Annotated in this window: 15 protein-coding genes; 9 read left to right on the top strand and 6 right to left on the bottom strand. The window is 72.9% G+C overall.

What is annotated here, in order from left to right:
• Positions 1–167 precede the first annotated feature (167 nt).
• The gene (locus ACIQFY_RS06150; protein ID WP_400338798.1) at positions 168–1,910 is read left to right on the top strand and encodes an FAD-dependent oxidoreductase; all 1,743 of its coding nucleotides are present in this window, start codon (positions 168–170) and stop codon (positions 1,908–1,910) included.
• Between the two features lie 273 nt (positions 1,911–2,183).
• Here the strand turns inward: ACIQFY_RS06150 and ACIQFY_RS06145 are convergent, their stop codons facing one another.
• Positions 2,184–2,840 carry a histidine phosphatase family protein gene (locus ACIQFY_RS06145; protein WP_400338795.1) on the bottom strand — a complete coding sequence of 219 codons (657 nt, stop codon included), beginning with the start codon at positions 2,838–2,840 and terminating at the stop codon, positions 2,184–2,186.
• A 27-nt stretch (positions 2,841–2,867) separates the two neighbouring features.
• Complete coding sequence (gene ykgO, locus ACIQFY_RS06140) at positions 2,868–2,990, bottom strand: type B 50S ribosomal protein L36 (RefSeq protein WP_058743312.1); 123 nt, start codon at positions 2,988–2,990, stop codon at positions 2,868–2,870.
• Positions 2,991–3,049: 59 nt separating this feature from the next.
• Here ykgO and ACIQFY_RS06135 point away from each other — a divergent pair, with 59 nt between their 5' ends.
• Positions 3,050–4,087 carry a GTP-binding protein gene (locus ACIQFY_RS06135; RefSeq protein ID WP_326495357.1) on the top strand — a complete coding sequence of 346 codons (1,038 nt, stop codon included), beginning with the start codon at positions 3,050–3,052 and terminating at the stop codon, positions 4,085–4,087.
• A 209-nt stretch (positions 4,088–4,296) separates the two neighbouring features.
• Here the strand turns inward: ACIQFY_RS06135 and ACIQFY_RS06130 are convergent, their stop codons facing one another.
• From ACIQFY_RS06130 to ACIQFY_RS06120, 3 genes are all read right to left on the bottom strand, one after another.
• Positions 4,297–5,799 carry an MFS transporter gene (locus ACIQFY_RS06130; protein WP_326495356.1) on the bottom strand — a complete coding sequence of 501 codons (1,503 nt, stop codon included), beginning with the start codon at positions 5,797–5,799 and terminating at the stop codon, positions 4,297–4,299.
• A gap of 310 nt (positions 5,800–6,109) precedes the next feature.
• Positions 6,110–7,075 carry a sugar-binding transcriptional regulator gene (locus tag ACIQFY_RS06125; protein WP_400338791.1) on the bottom strand — a complete coding sequence of 322 codons (966 nt, stop codon included), beginning with the start codon at positions 7,073–7,075 and terminating at the stop codon, positions 6,110–6,112.
• Between the two features lie 52 nt (positions 7,076–7,127).
• Positions 7,128–7,946, bottom strand: coding sequence for a GolD/DthD family dehydrogenase (locus ACIQFY_RS06120; protein ID WP_209684964.1), 819 nt, complete (start codon positions 7,944–7,946; stop codon positions 7,128–7,130).
• A 142-nt stretch (positions 7,947–8,088) separates the two neighbouring features.
• On the opposite strand from ACIQFY_RS06120, the gene ACIQFY_RS06115 reads away from it, so the two are divergent.
• From ACIQFY_RS06115 to ACIQFY_RS06100, 4 genes are all read left to right on the top strand, one after another.
• Entirely contained in the window at positions 8,089–9,264 is a 1,176-nt protein-coding gene (locus ACIQFY_RS06115; protein ID WP_326495353.1) for a zinc-binding dehydrogenase, read from the top strand.
• Positions 9,265–9,283: 19 nt separating this feature from the next.
• Positions 9,284–10,609, top strand: coding sequence for an MFS transporter (locus ACIQFY_RS06110; RefSeq protein ID WP_400338787.1), 1,326 nt, complete (start codon positions 9,284–9,286; stop codon positions 10,607–10,609).
• Positions 10,610–10,764: 155 nt separating this feature from the next.
• Positions 10,765–12,504: a dihydroxyacetone kinase family protein gene (locus ACIQFY_RS06105; protein WP_400338786.1), complete on the top strand. Its 1,740-nt coding sequence runs from the start codon at positions 10,765–10,767 to the stop codon at positions 12,502–12,504.
• Positions 12,501–13,019, top strand: a complete 519-nt coding sequence (locus tag ACIQFY_RS06100; protein ID WP_400338783.1) for a ribose-5-phosphate isomerase — start codon at positions 12,501–12,503, stop codon at positions 13,017–13,019. Before ACIQFY_RS06105 ends, ACIQFY_RS06100 begins: the two co-directional genes overlap by 4 nt.
• Here the strand turns inward: ACIQFY_RS06100 and ACIQFY_RS06095 are convergent.
• Positions 12,941–14,572 carry an FGGY-family carbohydrate kinase gene (locus tag ACIQFY_RS06095; protein WP_400338781.1) on the bottom strand — a complete coding sequence of 544 codons (1,632 nt, stop codon included), beginning with the start codon at positions 14,570–14,572 and terminating at the stop codon, positions 12,941–12,943. The genes ACIQFY_RS06100 and ACIQFY_RS06095 overlap by 79 nt on opposite strands.
• A gap of 150 nt (positions 14,573–14,722) precedes the next feature.
• Between ACIQFY_RS06095 and ACIQFY_RS06090 the strand changes: the two genes are divergently transcribed.
• From ACIQFY_RS06090 to ACIQFY_RS06080, 3 genes are read left to right on the top strand one after another with little or no spacing between them, the layout of a single operon-like run.
• Positions 14,723–15,793, top strand: a complete 1,071-nt coding sequence (locus ACIQFY_RS06090) for a sigma-E factor regulatory protein RseB domain-containing protein (RefSeq protein WP_326495348.1) — start codon at positions 14,723–14,725, stop codon at positions 15,791–15,793.
• Positions 15,790–16,779 (top strand): ABC transporter ATP-binding protein, encoded by a 990-nt coding sequence (locus tag ACIQFY_RS06085; protein ID WP_400338777.1) that lies wholly within the window; start codon positions 15,790–15,792, stop codon positions 16,777–16,779. Before ACIQFY_RS06090 ends, ACIQFY_RS06085 begins: the two co-directional genes overlap by 4 nt.
• Complete coding sequence (locus tag ACIQFY_RS06080) at positions 16,766–17,608, top strand: ABC transporter permease (protein ID WP_400338775.1); 843 nt, start codon at positions 16,766–16,768, stop codon at positions 17,606–17,608. The genes ACIQFY_RS06085 and ACIQFY_RS06080 overlap by 14 nt, the downstream gene beginning before the upstream one ends.
• Positions 17,609–17,653: the final 45 nt, after the last annotated feature.

Here is a 17,653-nt window from a genome sequence, read left to right as displayed (position 1 = left end):
TGTCGCGCCTCCCGGCCGTCGCCCCCGCACCCGCAGCGGCGTCGGGAGCCGGCCCGCCGACCTGACCGACACGTGTGCTGCACGTTCGTGCACGCAAGTTGCCCGCCCTCCCACACAGGCGCACCATCGGAGGAGTCCCACGGAACCGACCAAGGAAGCGACGCACCATGTCGAAGAAGACGCAGCCCCGGAAGACGGTCAGCGCGCTCACCGAGCGCCCGAACGCACAGGTCCTCATCGTCGGTGGCGGCATCAACGGCATCGCCACCTTCCGCGACCTCGCCCTGCAGGGGGTCGATGTCGTGCTCGTCGAGCGCGGCGACTACGCCGGCGGGGCCTCGGCCGCGTCGAGCCACATGATCCACGGTGGCATCCGGTACCTCGAGAACGGCGAGTTCCGTCTCGTGCGCGAGAGCGTGCAGGAGCGCAACGGCCTGATCCGCATCGCTCCGCACTACGTGAAGCCGCTGCAGACCACGATGCCGATCTTCTCGACGTTCTCCGGCATCATGAACGCTCCGCTGCGCATGCTCACCCACAAGCAGCGCTCGACCAAGGAGCGCGGTGCCGCGCTCATCAAGATCGGCATGACGATCTACGACTCCTTCTCGCGTGACGGCGGCTCGGTGCCGAAGCACCGCTTCCTCACCAAGAAGGCCGCGCTCGCCGACATGCCGGCGCTCAACAAGGACCTCAAGTACACAGGCACCTACTACGACGCCTCGGTGCACGAGCCGGAGCGCCTGGCGCTCGACGTGCTCAAGGACGGCCTCGCCGCCGCGCAGGGCACCGGCAGCGCTGCGACCGCCCGCGCCGTCAACTACGTCGAGGCAGCCGGCACCCGTGACGGCGGCGTCGTCCTGCGCGACCGGGAGACCGGCGAGGACTTCGTGTTCACCGCCGACGTCGTCGTGAACGCGTCCGGACCCTGGACCGACCTGACGAACCAGGCCTTCGGCGGCGAGACGAAGTTCATGGGCGGGACGAAGGGTTCCCACATCGTCGTCAAGAACGACGAGCTGCTCGAGGCGACCAAGGGCCGCGAGCTGTTCTTCGAGAACAACGACGGCCGCATCGTCCTCATCTACCCGCTCAAGGGCCGGGTGCTCATCGGGACGACGGACATCGACGCGGACCCGTCGAAGCCGGTGACCACGACCGAGGAGGAGATCGACTACTTCTTCGGCCTGGTGAAGCACGTCTTCCCGCAGATCGAGGTCACCCGCGACCACATCGTCTACAGCTACTCGGGCATCCGACCGCTCCCCCGCCACGAGGACACCGCCCCCGGCTTCGTGTCCCGCGACTACCGGATCGTCGACACCCCGATCGCCGGCCTCCCCGACACGACGGTGCTGAGCCTGGTCGGTGGCAAGTGGACCACGTTCCGCGCCCTGGCCGCGCACCTGTCGAGCGACGTCACCACGAAGCTCGGCACCGCCCGGAAGGTCGACACGACCGGCATGGCAATCGGCGGCGGCAAGGACTTCCCGACGACCGACGCGCAGCGGGCGCTGTGGATCAAGTCGCATCGTGACGGCCTCGACGAGTCCGTCGTCGAGGGGCTGCTCGAGCGCTACGGCACCCGTGCGGCCGAGGTCGTGGACGTCCTCACCGACGGCCCGGTCGAGCCCCTCGAGTCCGACCCCTCGCTCACGCGGGCCGAGGTCGCGTACTTCGCGCAGCACGAGCAGGCGGTCCACCTGGTCGACGTGGTGCTCCGACGCACGAACCTCGCCTTCGTCGGCGGCGTCACCATCGACCTGCTCGACGAGCTGGCGGACGTGCTCGCCGACACCCTGGGCTGGGACACCGAGGAGCGCACGGACGAGGTCCAGCGCACGCTCGACGTCCTGCGCGAGTCGCACGGCGTGATCGTGCCGCTGCACACGACGGCGCAGCCCGCGTAGTCCACGCGAGCGCAGACGGACGGGAGGCGCGGTGCCGGCTGGCACCGCGCCTCCCGTCCGTCGCGTGGTCACGCACCCGCGCACCGGTCGGATCACCAGACGCCGCCGTCCCGGCGAGACGCCGCCTTCCCGGCGAGACGCCGCCTTCCCGACGAGACGCCGCCTTCCCGACGAGACGCCGCCTTCCCGACGAGACGCCGCCGGTTCCGGCGGCGTCTTGCTCGGCTGCGGGCGTCTCGAGTCGACGCCGGTTTCTCGGGCGCGGCTCGGCCGTCAGAACGCGTCGCCGGTGGGGTCCTGCGCCGTCCGGTCGATGAGGTCCTCGCCACCGACAGGTTCGCCCTCCCAGTCGACCAGGCGCCAGCCGTCCTCGAAGGACCCCTCGACCTCGACGATCCCGGTGTTCTCGAGGTGCCGCTTCGTGCCGAACTCGTCCGGGGTGTTCTGCGCGACCGCACTGGCCCAGGTGCGGATCGCCGCGCCGTGGCTGAAGGCAGCCGCGACCTCGACCCCGGTCCCGAGGATCTGCCGCACGGCGTCGTCGTAGCGCGCGAAGAAGTCGTCGCCGCTCTCGGCACCGGGCATCCGGCCCGCGCGGTCGCCCGCCGACCAGCCGTGCACGGTCGAGATGTAGAGCTGCACCGAGGTCCGGTCGCGCTTGCCCTGCAGGTCGCCCGCCTCGATCTCACGGAGCCCCGGCAGCACGACGGGTTCGAGCCCGAGCGCGGCAGCGAGGGGCGCGGCGGTGTGCTGCGTCCTGACCATGGACGAGACGAAGAGCCGCTCGATCCCGCGGTCGGCCAGGGCCGCGGGCAGCGCGTCCGCCTGCTGCTGCCCGAGCTCGGTGAGCCCGGGCCCGGGCACCTCGGCGTCGAGGACACCGTTCACGTTCGCGGGGGTCTGGCCGTGCCGGATGAGCAGGAGTCGCATGACCCCACCCTACGGACGGCCGGTGACCTACCCCTGGCGGGCCTTCCAGCGCGGGTCGCGCTTGTTGATGACGTACACGCGACCGCGGCGACGCACGATCTGCGAGCCGGGGATCTTCTTGAGCGCCTTGAGCGAGTTGCGGACCTTCACGGGGTCTCCTTCCTGCACCGGCTCCTTGTTGAGAACGGTTGTCATGTAGGGTACTCGACATGCGCCCCGCAGCAATCACCCTCGTCACCGCCCTGCACGATGCCGACGCCGTCCGCGTCGCCGGCAGGATCAGCAGCGGCCACCGCATGCACGTCGCCGGCAACGCCCTCGCCGCGGCCCGGGGCATCGCCGCGCGGCGCGACCAGCTCGACCGCGTGTGCGGACCCGATGCCGACCACGACCTCGTCGTGACGCTGGCGCCCGAGGTCGACGTCCGCGCGGTCGGCATGATGCTCGCGAACGCCGCGCGCTCGGAGACCGGGGACGATCGGATCCTGCGCCACGTGGTCGCCGTGCTCCGCGCGGACGACGTGGCCCACCTGCTCTGGTCCGACGTGGACGACGCCTTCGTCGCGGCCGAGCGGGTGGTCTCCGTCGTCGAGTACGCCACGGTGATCGCGCTCGACCGGGTCGAGCCGCTGTCCGGGCGACGACGTCGCGCCCTCGTGTCCCTCCTCCACCGCATGGCACCGCACGCGGTGATCGTCGCCGCGCCCGCCGTGCGCAGCGCCCTCGACCTGCCGGCGTCCAACGGCGGCGCAGCACGGCTGCTGGCCTCGGGGGCCGGGTGGATGCGCGCCCTGTCGTCCGACTCCGGCCGGACCGACACCGGGCGCGGTCCGCGGGACGACCTGGTGACCGTGCGGTACCGCGAGCCCCTGCCGTTCCACCCGGGGCGGCTCGCCGACGTCATCGCCGACGACCTCGCGGCGGGGGCGAACGGCCGGGTGCTCCGCTCGAAGGGGTTCTTCCGACTGGCGTCACGGCCGGACCACGTCGGCTCGTGGTCGAGCTTCGGCGCGATGCTGGCGCTCGACCCGACCGCGAACCCGTCGTGGGACGAGGACGCACCGGTCGGTCAGGCGATCTGGTTCGTCGGCGAGCGCCTCGACGTGCACGCCGTCGAACGTGCGCTGGACGGTGCGCTCCTCACCCCGGAGGAACTGCTCGCCGGGCCCGACGTGTGGCGTCGGTGGCCGGACCCGTTCCCGGTGTGGCCGGCGCTCGATCCGTCGCACGAGCACCGGCACGACTGAGCGCCCCGGACAGCCGACCGCCGCGGGCGCGGGCGCCGGCGCCGGCACCGACGGCGGAGGCACTGATCGCCAGGGACGTGGGAATCCCGGAAGACGCGGGTGACGCGCGAACCGCGACGTTGCACGCGTCGATCGACACGTGCAACGTCGCGAACCTGGCACCGCGCATCGGGTGCCGGGAGCCGGTCACCCGGGCGAGCCGCACACCGTCAGCGCTCGGCGGCTGCTTCCGCCCGGTCCTGCGCCGCGAACGGCAGGTCCCCCAGGTCGAGGTTCGGGTTCGTGTCCTGCGTGAGGACGAGCTCGCGAGCCTCGTCCTCGGACTCCACCGCGGGCATCGACCCCGGCAACGGGCGCTGCGACGACTCCCGCATGCAGAACACACCGAACGCTCCGACGACGCTCATCGCGACGAGGAAGTACGCGGGCGCCAGCTGGTCCCCCGTGACGGTCAGGAGTGCCTGCACGATGAGCGGCGTCGTCCCGCCGAACACCGCGATGGCGATGTTGTAGGCGAAGCCCATGCCGCCGTACCGGGTCGACGTCGGGAAGAGCGCCGGCAGCGACGCCGCCTGGTTCGACACCCACAGCGCGGTCATCAGCGCCAGCAGCCCGAGGCCGGCGAGGGTCGACCACTGCGCGCCGTGCCCGATGAGCAGGAAGGCAGGGACGGCGAGCACGACGGTCGTCCCGGCGCCGATCCACATCACGGTGCGGCGACCGATCCGGTCGGACAGCCGTCCGGCGACCGGCAGCATCACGGCGAGCAGCACGAGCACGGGGATGGTGAGCAGCGTGCCGTCGATCGCGGAGTAGCCGAGCGAGTCGGTGAGGTACGTCGGCATGTACGAGGTCAGCGCGTAGCCGACCGTGTTCGATGCGCCGACGAGCATGATCGCGATGACGATGGGGCGCCAGTGGTCGCGCACCATGACGAGCACGTTCGCCGGTCGGCCGCCCGCTGCGGCCTCGCGGTCCGACGCGGCGGCCTCCTGCGCGGCCTGGGTCGCCTGGAACACCGGCGACTCCTCGATGCGCAGGCGGAACCAGATCGCGACGACACCGATCACGCCGGCGAGCAGGAACGGCAGGCGCCAGCCCCAGGCGGTCATCGTCTCCTCGCCCAGGGTCACCTGCAGCACGGTCACCACGGTCGCACCGAGCGCGAATCCCATGTAGCTGCCGAAGTCGAGGATGCTCGCGAAGAAGCCGCGCCGACGGTCCGGGGCGTACTCGGTCACGAACGTGGTGGCCCCGGCGTACTCACCACCGGTCGAGAACCCCTGCGCGAGCTTCAGCACGACGAGCACCACCGGAGCGACCGCACCGATGGTCGACCACGCAGGCAGGACCCCGATGAGGAAGGTCGACGACGCCATCAGGATCAGCGTCGTGGCGAGCACCTTCTGTCGTCCGAGCCGGTCCCCCAGCCGCCCGAACACGATCCCGCCGAGGGGCCGCGCGACGTAGGTCGCCGCGAACACCCCGAGACTGAACAGGATCTGCACCGACGGTTCGGCCGTGGGCAGGAACACCCGGCCCATCGTGACCGCCAGGTAGCCGTAGACCCCGACGTCGTACCACTCCATCGTGTTGCCGACGACCATGCCGCTGACGGCCCGGCGCATCATGCTCCGGTCGACCACCGTGACGTCGCTGACCCGCAGACGTCGGGGTGGCCGGGTGTCGGTACTGCTGGGGTCGGAACCCATTCGCGATCTCCTCGTGGTGGGGCAGGCCGATCGGTACCGGCCCGGAACAGCCAGCAACGCTAGGGAGCGCGAGGTCGGTCGCTGCCACGGGATTCACAGGGAACGGCGTGTCACCCGGACGGGGGTCCCGCCCGATCCGCACGCCTGCGGCGATGCGCGCCGGCGGGTGCACAGTGTCACGGAACGGTAACGGCGTGCAGGGACGCGCCACCGGCGGACGGGAGGCACGGTGCCGGACCGCGCCGCGCCTCCCGTCCGTAGCGCGCTCCCCGTCCGCCGGTGGCGCTGTCGCGGGTGGTGCCGTCGGGGGTCAGGCGAGCGCGTCGAGCAGGGCGCGCGCGGTCGCGGCGTCGGTCACCAACTCGTTGACCATGCCGGCGCGGACCGCGCCGACGATGCTCGGCACCTTCGCCGCCCCCACGGCCACACCGACCGCGTGCGGGACGCCGGCCAGGACCTCGCGCGAGGTCCGGACCATGCGCTCGCTGCCGGGGAACTCGATCGGCGAGCCGTCTGCTGCGAAGAAGTTGAGGCAGACGTCACCGGCGGCCTGGTCGAACACGGCGTCCTCGACCGGGATCCCCCGTGCCAGCGCGTCGCGGGTCGGGGTCGGTGCGCCGACGCCGAGGATCGCACCCTTGGCCCGCCCCCACAACCCGACCACGTGCTGGAAGGCGGGGTCCTCGTCGAGGGTGGCGCGCATCGCGGCGGACGGCAGGGCCTGCGCGAAGAGGAACGCCGGGATCGCACCGGAGTGCTCCGCGGCGGTCCGCGTGATCTCGTTCGTCTGGAACCAGGGCATCGGGTCCGCCTGGCCGCCCACCGTCGGAACGATCTGGACCCCGGCCAGCGGTGGCATCCCGGCGTGTGCGACGTCGTACACGGTGCGACCGGAGGACATCAGCACGGCGTCGCCGGGCGTGAGCCCCATGCCCTCGACCGCGGTCGCGATGGGGGCGGCCAGGTCGGCGCCGAGCGTCGCCTGGTGCGTCACGGCGGCCAGGTGCACGGCTCGGAGTCCGAGCACGACCTGCAGGCGCTCGGCCAGTGCGACGGTCTCGTCCTGGAAGGGGTCCACGACGTCGATCCGGACGAGTCCGGCGCGGCGGGCCTCGGCGACGAGACGGCTGACCGTGGGACGGGAGACCCCCAGGCGCGACGCGATCTCGACCTGGGTGGCATCCTCGAGGTAGTACATCCGCGCCGCCTGGTACACGGTGTCGAGCGGGAAGCGGGCCCGGGCCCCCTCGGCGCCGGTGGTGCTCTCGGAGGACATGCTGCGGACCCTTCGGATCGGTCGGACACTCGGATCGTAGTCCGACCGGGGGTCACCGGATCGTGAACCCGCCGTCCACCCGCAGGTCGGCGCCGTTCACCATCGCGGCACCGTCGCTCGCCAGGAACAGCACCGCGGCGGCGATCTCGGCGGGGGTGGCGAAGCGACCGGTCGGGATCTCGTCCTGGTGGCGGAGACCCGCCTCGTTCGCCCAGGCCGCCCGGCCGAGGTCGGTGAGCACGACGGTCGGCGAGACCGTGTTGACCGTGACCCCGCGTCCGCCCCACTCGAGCGCGAGCACCCGGGTCAGCCCGAGGACGCCGGCCTTCGACGCGCAGTACGCCGCGTGCCGGTCGAGGCCGACGTGTGCCGCCTGCGACGCGATGTTCACGATCCGACCGCTGCCCGCCGCGAGCATGTGCCGCCCGACCGCCTGCGCCAGCCGGAAGGTCCCGGTCAGGTTGACGTCGAGCGTGCGCGCCCACGCGCCGCCGTCCAGGTCCTCCGCTGCGTCGAGCGCGACGATGCCGGCGCAGTTCACCAGCACCTCGATCGACCCGGCGGCGTCGACGACCTGCTGGACCGCCGCCGAGACGGAGGCGTCGTCCGTGACGTCGCAGGCGAGCCCGAGGTGCGCACCGGTGGGGACGTCGGGCAGCCCGGCGGCTGCAGCGGCCGAGGCGTCCGTCCGGACGTCGACGATCGCGACCCGGGCTCCGCGCGACGCGAAGGCGTGGGCGATCGCGTTGCCGATGCCGGACGCCCCACCCGTGACGACCGCCGTTCGGCCGGTCAGGTCGTTCGTCAGGTCGACGGCGTCGGGGCCCGGTCGGAGTGCGGCGGCGAGGTCGGTCTCGGTGGCGGTGGTCATGGTCGCTCCCTTGCGATGCGCGGTCGTGGTGTCGGAACGATAGCAGAAATTGTGTTCTGGACATCTGTTCCCGACCGTGTACAGTCGTCGCCGAACCATCGGAACGGGCACACCGCCCGGCTGACCAACGGAGGACCAGCTCATGTCGACGACGACGACCGAGACCCCGGCGCAGGGCGACGCGCACCGCGAGATCCCGACCACGATGCGTGCCGTGGTGGTCCACGGTCCGGGCGACTACCGACTCGAGGACCGTCCGGTCCCGCAGCCCGGGCCGGGTGAGCTCCTGCTCCGCACCGACGCCGTCGGCATCTGCGCCAGCGACCTGAAGTGCTACCACGGCGCGGCGAAGTTCTGGGGCGACGAGAACCGCCCGGCATGGGCGGAAGCCGACCGGATCCCCGGCCACGAGTTCGTCGGGACGATCGTCGCCGGCGCCGACGACGCGCTCGCGAAGCGTGGTGTGGCACTCGGCGACCGCATCGCCTGCGAGCAGATCGTGCCGTGCTGGGAGTGCCGCTACTGCCTCGAGGGCGCCTACTGGATGTGCAACGTCCACGACATGTTCGGCTTCAAGGGCTTCGACGGCGCGATGGCCGAGTACGTGCTCGTGCCGAGCGGCGCCCTGACGCACCCGGTCGACCGCGCGCTGCCGGGCCAGGTCGCCGCCTTCGCGGAGCCCCTCTCCTGCGCCTTCCACGCCGTCGAGCGCGGCGACATCCGGTTCGGCGACACGGTCGTCATCGCCGGCGCCGGCCCGATCGGTCTCTCCGCGATCGCCGGAGCCCGCCAGAAGAACCCGCTGCGGATCATCGCGCTCGACGTCGTCGACGAGAAGCTCGCGCTCGCCCGCAAGGTCGGTGCCGACCTGACGATCAACATCGCGCACGAGGACGCCGTCGCCCGGGTGAAGGAGCTCACCGACGGCTACGGTGCCGACGTCTACATCGAGGCCACCGGCCACCCGTCCGCGGTACCGCAGGGCCTGAACCTGCTCCGCAAGCTCGGCACGTTCGTCGAGTACTCGGTCTTCAAGGACGCCGTCTCCGTCGACTGGTCGATCATCTCCGACGACAAGGAGCTCGACGTCCGCGGTGCACACCTCGGCCCGAACACCTGGCCGGCGGCGATCAAGCTGCTCGAGTCCGGCACGCTGCCGATGGACGAGATCTGCACGCACCAGTTCCCGCTCGAGGACTTCCAGCAGGCACTGGACCTGGTCGGCGACTCCGCCGGTGCGTCCGTCAAGGTGTCCATCATCCCGTCGCTGTCCGCACCGACCACGTCCGCGCCGTCCACGTCCGCCGCGCGGGCCTGACACCCGAGGAGTCCCCGCGATGTCGACGACGACCGCGCGCACCACCGCCTCCACGCCCCCCGCCGGCCGGTCCGAGGGCCGGCTGGACCGGATGGGGATCCCCCGTCCGCTCGCCCTCGGCTTCGTCGCCGTGCTGGTCTTCATGACCGGCAACGGCGTCGAGTCGAACTTCATCACCCCGCACATGGTCGCGGTGCTCGGCAGCCCCGAGGCCACCGTGGCGACGATCGTGACGTTCTACAGCCTCGCCGCCCTGATCGGCAGCTACGTCTCCGGCGCCCTGTCCGACCTGGTCGGTCCGCGCCGGGTGATGATCCTCGGCTTCGCCGTCTGGGTCGTCCTCGAGGTGCTGTTCCTGCTGGCCCTGGACGTGCAGAGCGTGCCGTTCGCCGCCGTCGCGTACGCCCTGCGCGGCTTCGGCTACCCGCTGTTCGCGTTCGCCTTCCTGGTGTGGGTGAACATCACGACGCCGGTGGAGCGCAACGGCTCGGCCGTCGGCTGGTTCTACGTCGCCTTCACCGGCGGGCTGCCGACCCTCGGCTCGCTGTTCGCCATCGGGGCGATCCCGGTGTTCGGCGGCGGCACGGTCGGCGAGGCGGGCGCGATGGTCGCGTCGATCGGCCTCGTGGTCGTGGGCTTCCTGATCATGCTGTTCGGCGTCCGCCTGCCCAACGGCTTCACGCGGATCGCACCCGCCGGTGAGAGCGCCTGGCGCGTGATGACGAGCGGGATCCGCCTCACCGCCACCCGGCCGAAGATCCTGATGGGCTTCCTCGTCCGCCTCATCAACACCGCGCCCGAGTTCGGCATGTTCGTCGTGCTGCCCGCGATCATCGCGAACGACCGCGGGTGGGGCCAGAGCCGCTGGCTGCTCATGACCGTCTGCGTCTACGCGACGAACATCCTGGTCAACGCCCTGTTCGGATGGGTCGGCGACCGGATCGGTTGGCAGCGCACGGTGAAGTGGTTCGGCATCGTGGGCTCGGCGACCGGGCTCGTCGCCTGGTGGTACGTGCCGCAGCTCGTGCCCGCGGGCTCCGACTGGGGCTACGTGCTCTCGGTCGTCGCCGGCTGCGTGTTCGGCTGCCTGCTCGCCGGCTTCGTCCCGATGGGCGCAATCATGCCCGCGCTCGCCCCGGAGCACAAGGGTGCCGCGATGGCGATGTACACCACCGCTGCCGGTGGCGCGGCGTTCCTCGGCACCGGCGTCGTCGCCGCGGTCTTCGCGCTCGGCGGCGGCGGCCAGGCGGTGACCTGGACCTTCGTCGGCCTCTACGCCTGCGCCTTCGTGATGGTCCACTTCCTCGACGTGCCCCAGGGACGCCCGCACCGCGGCACCCGCTGAGGCCCGCCGAGCCGACCCCGGGCGGCGGTGGCCGTCCCGCCGCCGCCCGGTCCCCCGACCCGTCCCCTCCGACCCGACCGACGCACCCGGTCGTCCGACCCGATCCTGACCCCATCCACCGGACCCCGGTCCACCGCACGACAGGAACGCACGCCATGACCACGATCCACGACGACCCCGAGGACTTCGCCGACGACCAGCTGGCCGGCTGGCTCGCCCTGTACGCCGACCGGGTACGCGGCGTGCACGGCGGGGTGGTCGCCCTCCCGACCGAGGGCGCCGACCGGCAGGTCGCCGTCGTGGTCGGCGGCGGATCCGGGCACTACCCCGCGTTCTGCGGCGTCGTCGGCCCCGGCTTCGCCACCGGCGCCGTCGTCGGCAACGTCTTCACCTCGCCGTCCGCGGCCCAGGTGTACTCGGTGGCCAAGGCCGCCGACCAGGGCCGCGGCGTCGTGCTGTCGTTCGGCAACTACGCCGGTGACACGATGAACTTCGGCCTCGCCGCCGAGCGCCTGCGCGCCGAGGGCATCGACACGCGCATCGTCGTGGTCACCGACGACGTCGCGAGCGCCGACGAGGTCGCGCAGCGGCGGGGCATCGCCGGCGACTTCTCGGTGTTCAAGGCGATGGGTGCCGCCGCGGCGGCGGGACTCGACCTGGACGAGGTGGAGCGCGTCGGCACCGCGGCGAACGCCGCCACCCGGACGATCGGCGTCGCGTTCTCGGGCTGCACCATGCCCGGCGCCACCGAACCGCTCTTCTCCGTCCCGGACGGACACCTCGGCCTCGGCCTCGGCATCCACGGTGAGCCGGGCATCCGGGACGTCCCGGTGCTGCCCGCGCGGGAGCTCGCCGCACTGCTCGTCGAGCGGCTGGTCGCAGAACGCCCCGAGGGCGCCGGGCCGCGGGTCGCACCGATCCTCAACGGCCTGGGCGACACCAAGTACGAGGAGCTCTTCCTGCTCTGGGGCCGCGTGCTGCCGCTCCTCGAGGACGCCGGGCTCGAGGTCGTCGAGCCCGAGGTCGGCGAGCTCGTCACCAGCCTCGACATGGGCGGCTGCTCGCTCACGCTGCAGTTCCTCGACGACGAGCTCGAACAGTACTGGCGCGCGGACGCCTACACGCCGGCGTACCGCAAGGTCGCCGCTCCGGTCGCGGCGCTCGTGCCGGCCGACACGGTGGCCGAGGCCGAGGCGGAGGCGACCGTCGTGCCGGACGCGACCGAGGCCTCCCGGCGGGCAGCCGAGACCGCCCGCGCAGCCGTGGTGGCGATGGACGCGCTGCTCCGCGAGCACGAGGAGACCCTCGGGCGCATCGACGCGGTCGCCGGCGACGGCGACCACGGGCGCGGCATGGTCAAGGGTGTCTCGGCGGCCCGCCGGTCAGTCGAGCAGACCGACCCCGCCGCGGGTGTCGCCTTCGTGCTCGGTCGGGCGGGCGACGCCTGGGCAGCGTCCGCCGGCGGGACCTCCGGTGTGCTCTGGGGCGCGGCCCTCGAGTCCTTCGGTCGTGCGCTCCGCGACGACCGGGAGACGTACGGTCCGACCGACGTCGTGGCTGCCGCGCAGGCGTTCGCGGACTCGATCGTCCACCTGGGCGGCGCGGCCCGCGGCGACAAGACGCTGCTCGACGCACTGCTGCCCTTCGTCGACCGGCTGCGGTCCTCGGTCGACGACGGCGCCGACCTGCCGGTGGCCTGGCGGACGGCAGCGCAGGTCGCCGTCGAGCAGGCGGAGGCCACGGCGGACCTGCGGCCGAAGGTCGGGCGGGCCCGACCCCTGGCCGAGAAGAGCGTGGGGACGCCCGATGCGGGCGCCACCTCGATGGGGATGGTCCTCACACGGATCGGCGAGGTGCTCGCCGACCGCGCACGACGCGAAGGAGTGGACGCATGACGCTACGACTGGTGGTGGGCTCGGACGACGCGGGCTTCGACTACAAGGAGGTCATCAAGCGGGACCTCGAGGCCGACGACCGCGTGGCCAGCGTGGTCGACGTGGGCGTGGACGCGGACGACCACACGGCGTACCCGCACGTCGCCGTCGACGCCGCCCGGATGATCGCGGACGGCGAGGCCGACCGGGCGATCCTGGTCTGCGGCACCGGGCTCGGCGTCGCGATCAGCGCGAACAAGGTCCCCGGCATCCGGGCCGTCACGGCGCACGACTCGTTCAGCGTCGAGCGGTCGGTGCTGTCGAACGACGCCCAGGTGCTCTGCATGGGCCAGCGGGTCGTCGGCATCGAGGTCGCCCGGCGCATGGCGAAGGAGTGGCTCGGGTACACGTTCGACCCGTCGAGCGCGAGCGCGGAGAAGGTCGCCGCGATCTGCGGCTACGACGGCTCAGCGCCCGTCGGCACCGACGCCGGAGGCGCAGCCGGCACCGACGCCGGGGGCACCGCCACCGCGTGACCCGACGCCGGTCGGCCCCTCGGGACCGCCACCGCACCCGCCGGACCGGCCGGTGCAGTGGCGGTCCCGCCGTCGCGCTGGCGGCGCGCCAACCGGTGCACGACCGGCGCGGTCGCCTCGTAGAGCTCCCGGTAGTCCCGGTACCCGAGGTCGTACCGCTCGGAGGCCGCCGGATCCGGTTCGATGACGACCGCCGGCGGGTTCCAGGCGTGGATGTCGACGCGGTCCGCGCCGTCGACGAGCAGCGCGGCCAGGTACGCCGTGCCGAAGCACGCTCCCGTGGTGACGGACGGGATGGTCTGCGGGAGCCCCGTGACGTCCGACACGATCTCCGGCCACAGTCGTCCGAGCACCCCGCCGCCGGCGCCGACGAGTTCGTGCACGTCGATGCCGGCCTCGCCCAGCACCTCGAGGTTGTGGCGGACCGCGTAGGCCGTCCCCTCGAGCGTCGCGCGGTAGAGGTCACCACGCGTGTGCCGGACCGTCAGCCCGGCGACCACTCCGCGGGCGTCCGGGTCCGCGATCGGGGTCCGCTCCCCGGCGAAGTAGGGCAGGACGAGCAGTCCCCCGGCGCCCGGACCGGCGGCCCGCGCCTCGGCGAGGAGTGCTGCGCGGTCGCCGTCGACGAGCCGCCGGAGCCAGTCGGTGACGGCGCCGGAGGTCGCGGTGCCCCCCGCGACGCAGGGCTGCCCAGGGCGGGTCCCGACCGTGGTCCACAGACCCGGGACCGACGTCGGCCGGTCGGTGGGCGCGATGAGGAACATCGTCGACCCGTACTGCAGGAACACCCGCCCCGGCGCGGGGACGCCGGAGCTGACCCCCTCGGCCCACGCGTCGATGGTCCCCGCGATCACCGGGATCCCGGCCGGGAGGCCCGTGGCTGCGGCGGCGGCGGCCGTCACGTCACCGGCCCGGTCACCGGGCCAGAGCAGCCGCGGCATCCGCAGACCGGGCGCGAGCCGCGCGCACCACTCGTCGATCCAGCGCTCGGCGTGGACGTCGTACAGCGGGGTCGTCTGGCTCGCCGAGTGGTGGTCGAGGACGTACTCGCCGGTGAGCTGCTCGACGATCCGCGACGAGGGCATCGTGAACCGTCCGGCACGACGCCACGTGTCGGGTTCGTTCCGGGCGAGCCATGCGAGCTTCACCCCGGCGGCCTGGGTGCTGAGCCCGCTGCCGCACCGGGCACGGACGGCGTCGTCACCGCCGAGCTCCGCCGCGACCTCGTCGAGCATGTCCGCCGTGCGGGTGTCCACCCCGTAGAGGATCGCGGGCCGCAGCGGCCGTCCGTCCTGGTCCGACAGCAGGACGCACGGACCGATGCCGCTGACCCCGACCGCCTCGACCCGCGCGTGCGGGACCCGTGCGAGCAGCTCGGTCGTCAGGTCCACGAACTCGGCCCACCAGGCGTCGCCGTCCATCTCGACCCGCCCCTCGACGGGGCGGTCGACGCTGTGCTCCCGGCAGCCCTCGGCGAGCACCCTGCCGTCGAACCCGGCCAGCAGCGCCTTCGTGCTCGAGGTACCGATGTCCAGTCCGAGGACCGCGCGCATGCCGTCTCCTTCGCCGCCGTGTCGTCCCGTCGCCGGGCGGACCGATCCTACGAGTGCCGGACACCGGGACGACAGCCGCGGACGCCCAGCCGACTGTCGGCAGCCCGACGTACGGTGCTCGCGACCCACCGCTCCACCGAAGGGGACACGATGCAGAAGTCAGCCTGGCTGCCCGCCGCGATCGCACCGGTCGTCGTCGCCGGCGTCATCGCCGCACCCGTGATCGCGAACGCCGCTGCCGAACCGGTGGCGGGCTCGGACCCCACCGCGGCCGAGGTCCTCGCGAGCATCGCGGGGTCCAGCAACGCGCAGTACTCCGGCACGATCGCGCAGACGAGCGACCTCGGGCTGCCGGAGCTCCCCTCGGGCAGCGGCGGCTCCTCGCTCGAGGGCGACGCGTCCGACGTGCTCGGACTGCTCACCGCCGCGCACACCGCGCGGGTGTACGTCGGCGGCGAGGACGAACAGCGCTTCCAGCTGACCCAGCAGCTCGCGGAACAGGACGTGGTCCGGAACGGGTCCGACGTGTGGACCTGGGACTCGAAGGAGCGCACGGCGGTGCACCTGACGCTCCCCGCGGGCGCCGACGCCCCCACCGCCGGCGCGACCACGCCGGCGCAGGCGGCCGAGCGTGCGGTCGACGCGATCACCCCGAGCACCCGGGTGTCCGACCCGACGACGGTCCGCGTCGCCGGACACGACGCATGGCAGGTCACCCTGACGCCGAGGTCCGACGACACCCTGGTCGGTTCGGTCCGGCTCGCCGTCGACCAGCAGACCGGGCTGCCCCTGCGCGTCACCGTGACCGCGGCCGGGCAGCACGACCCGGCGTTCCAGGTCGGGTTCACGAGCCTCGACTACGGCGCGCCCGACGCTCGACTGTTCGACTTCACCCCGCCGTCCGGCGCCGAGGTCACGACGAAGGACCTCTCGGACGCCCACCAGCACGGGCAGGGCGGACGGGCACACGGCGACGACCGGAGCGGCGTCGGTCCGACGGTGACCGGCTCCGGGTGGGACAGCGTCGTGGAGCTGCCCGCCGGCGACACCGCCGGACCGGGTCGCGACTCCGACGCCTCGGCGCTCCTCGACCAGGTGACGAAGCCCGTCGACGGCGGCCGCGCACTGCAGACGTCGCTCGTGTCGGTCTACCTGACGGACGACGGCCGGGTGTTCGTCGGCGCCGTCCCGGTGGCCGCGCTGGTCACCGCCGCGAAGTGACGACAGCTCCGCAGCCGGACCGGGCAGCGACGGAGCCCGGCCGGTCCGTTCCCGACCTCGCGATCCGGACGCAGTCGCTCGTCAAGGTGTTCCGCCGGCAGCGCGCCGTCGACGGCATCGACCTGGCCGTCCCGCGCGGATCGGTCTTCGGGTTCCTCGGACCGAACGGCTCCGGCAAGACCACCACCATCCGGATGCTCCTCGGCCTGTCGGCGGCGACGAGCGGCACGATCGAGGTGCTCGGTCGTGCGGTACCGGGCGCGTTGCAGGAGGTCCTCCCCCGCGTCGGCGCGCTCGTCGAGGGTCCGGCCGCCTACCCGTACCTGTCCGGTCGGGCGAACCTGCAGCGGTTCGACGCGGCGGACCCGACCTCCGACCCGCGCACCCGCCACGACCGTGTCGCGGCGGCGCTCGACCGCGTCGGGCTCGGCCACGCCGCCGACAAGAAGGCACACGCCTACTCGCTCGGCATGAAGCAACGCCTCGGCCTGGCGGGCGCACTGCTCGCGCCGCGTGACCTCCTCGTGCTCGACGAGCCGACGAACGGCCTCGACCCGCAGGGGACCCGCGAGGTCCGCAACCTCATCCGCTCGCTGGCCGACGACGGCACCACGGTCTTCGTGTCGAGCCACCTGCTCGCCGAGATCGAGCAGGTCTGCACGCACGCCGCGGTGATGCGGAGCGGGCGCCTCGTGGCGCAGGGGTCCCTCGACGAGCTCCGGGCGACGGGCGGCCGGACCCTGACCGTCCGGACCCCCGACGTGGGCGAGGCCTCGGCGGTGCTCGTGCGGATGGGGCTCTCCCCGCGTCGGGACACCGGTGCGGACGTCCTGGTCGCCGACCTGCCCGACGACGTCCTGCCCGAGACCGTCACGGCTGACCTCGTCCGTGCCGACGTCCGGGTCCGGGGCGTGGCGGTGGGCGGCGGCACCCTCGAGGACCTGTTCGTCGCGCTCACCGGAGAGGGCTTCGATGTCGCAGCCTGAGTCCGTCTGCCGTCCCGTCCGCCCCTTCGCCCTGCTCGGGTCGGAGCTCGCGCTGCTGTTCCGGCGCCGCCGGACCTGGGCGATGCTCGGTGCCCTCGCCCTGGTCCCGGTGCTCATCGCGATCGCGGTGCGCCTGACCACCGACGGTGACTCCGGTGGTCCCGCGTTCCTCGGGGACATCACGAACAACGGCCTCTTCGTCGCGTTCACCGCGCTGACCGTGTCGATCCCGCTGTTCCTGCCCCTGACCGTGGGGGTCGTGTCGGGTGACACGGTCGCGGGCGAGGCGTCGCACGGCACGATCCGCTACCTGCTGGTGGCCCCGACCGGCCGCCTGCGGTTCATCCTGGTCAAGTACGTCGCGACGGTCGCGTTCTGCCTGGCCGCGACGTTCCTCGTCGTGCTCGTCGGCGCGGCGATCGGCGCACTGCTCTTCCCGATCGGCCCGGTGACCCTGCTGTCGGGGACGCAGGTCGGCGGCTGGTCGTACGCCGGCCGCGCACTGCTCCTCGCGCTGTACGTGGCCCTGTCGATGCTGGGGCTGGCCGCGATCGGGCTCTTCGCCTCGACGCTGACGACGGTACCGGTCGGGGCGATGGCCGCGACGGTCGTGCTCGCCGGGGTCTCGCAGGTGCTCGACCAGCTCCCGCAGCTCGACCGGCTGCACCCGTTCCTGTTCTCGCACCTGTGGCTCGGCTTCGGCGACCTGCTCCGCGACCCGATCGCGTTCGACTCCTTCGGGGCGAACGCGCTGCTGCAGCTCGGCTGGGTGGCCGTGTTCGGTGCGCTGGCGTACGGACGGTTCGCGACGAAGGACGTCCTCAGCTAGCCGACGCACGCTCCCCCGCGCACGGATCGGGCCCGGCCTCCTGCC

It is taken from the genome of Curtobacterium sp. NPDC092190, from assembly GCF_044755625.1.
In the GTDB taxonomy this organism is placed as follows: domain Bacteria; phylum Actinomycetota; class Actinomycetes; order Actinomycetales; family Microbacteriaceae; genus Curtobacterium.
Note: the sequence above shows the minus strand (reverse complement) of the source record. Positions and strands in the feature narration are given on the sequence as shown.

Coding starts and splice junctions, on each gene's coding strand:
- ACIQFY_RS06150 (WP_400338798.1), top strand. CDS start 168: ATGTCGAAGAAGACGCAGCCCCGGAAGACGGTCAGCGCGCTCACCGAG.
- ACIQFY_RS06145 (WP_400338795.1), bottom strand. CDS start 2,840: ATGCGACTCCTGCTCATCCGGCACGGCCAGACCCCCGCGAACGTGAAC.
- ACIQFY_RS06135 (WP_326495357.1), top strand. CDS start 3,050: ATGCGCCCCGCAGCAATCACCCTCGTCACCGCCCTGCACGATGCCGAC.
- ACIQFY_RS06130 (WP_326495356.1), bottom strand. CDS start 5,799: ATGGGTTCCGACCCCAGCAGTACCGACACCCGGCCACCCCGACGTCTG.
- ACIQFY_RS06125 (WP_400338791.1), bottom strand. CDS start 7,075: ATGTCCTCCGAGAGCACCACCGGCGCCGAGGGGGCCCGGGCCCGCTTC.
- ACIQFY_RS06120 (WP_209684964.1), bottom strand. CDS start 7,946: ATGACCACCGCCACCGAGACCGACCTCGCCGCCGCACTCCGACCGGGC.
- ACIQFY_RS06115 (WP_326495353.1), top strand. CDS start 8,089: ATGTCGACGACGACGACCGAGACCCCGGCGCAGGGCGACGCGCACCGC.
- ACIQFY_RS06110 (WP_400338787.1), top strand. CDS start 9,284: ATGTCGACGACGACCGCGCGCACCACCGCCTCCACGCCCCCCGCCGGC.
- ACIQFY_RS06105 (WP_400338786.1), top strand. CDS start 10,765: ATGACCACGATCCACGACGACCCCGAGGACTTCGCCGACGACCAGCTG.
- ACIQFY_RS06100 (WP_400338783.1), top strand. CDS start 12,501: ATGACGCTACGACTGGTGGTGGGCTCGGACGACGCGGGCTTCGACTAC.
- ACIQFY_RS06095 (WP_400338781.1), bottom strand. CDS start 14,572: ATGCGCGCGGTCCTCGGACTGGACATCGGTACCTCGAGCACGAAGGCG.
- ACIQFY_RS06090 (WP_326495348.1), top strand. CDS start 14,723: ATGCAGAAGTCAGCCTGGCTGCCCGCCGCGATCGCACCGGTCGTCGTC.
- ACIQFY_RS06080 (WP_400338775.1), top strand. CDS start 16,766: ATGTCGCAGCCTGAGTCCGTCTGCCGTCCCGTCCGCCCCTTCGCCCTG.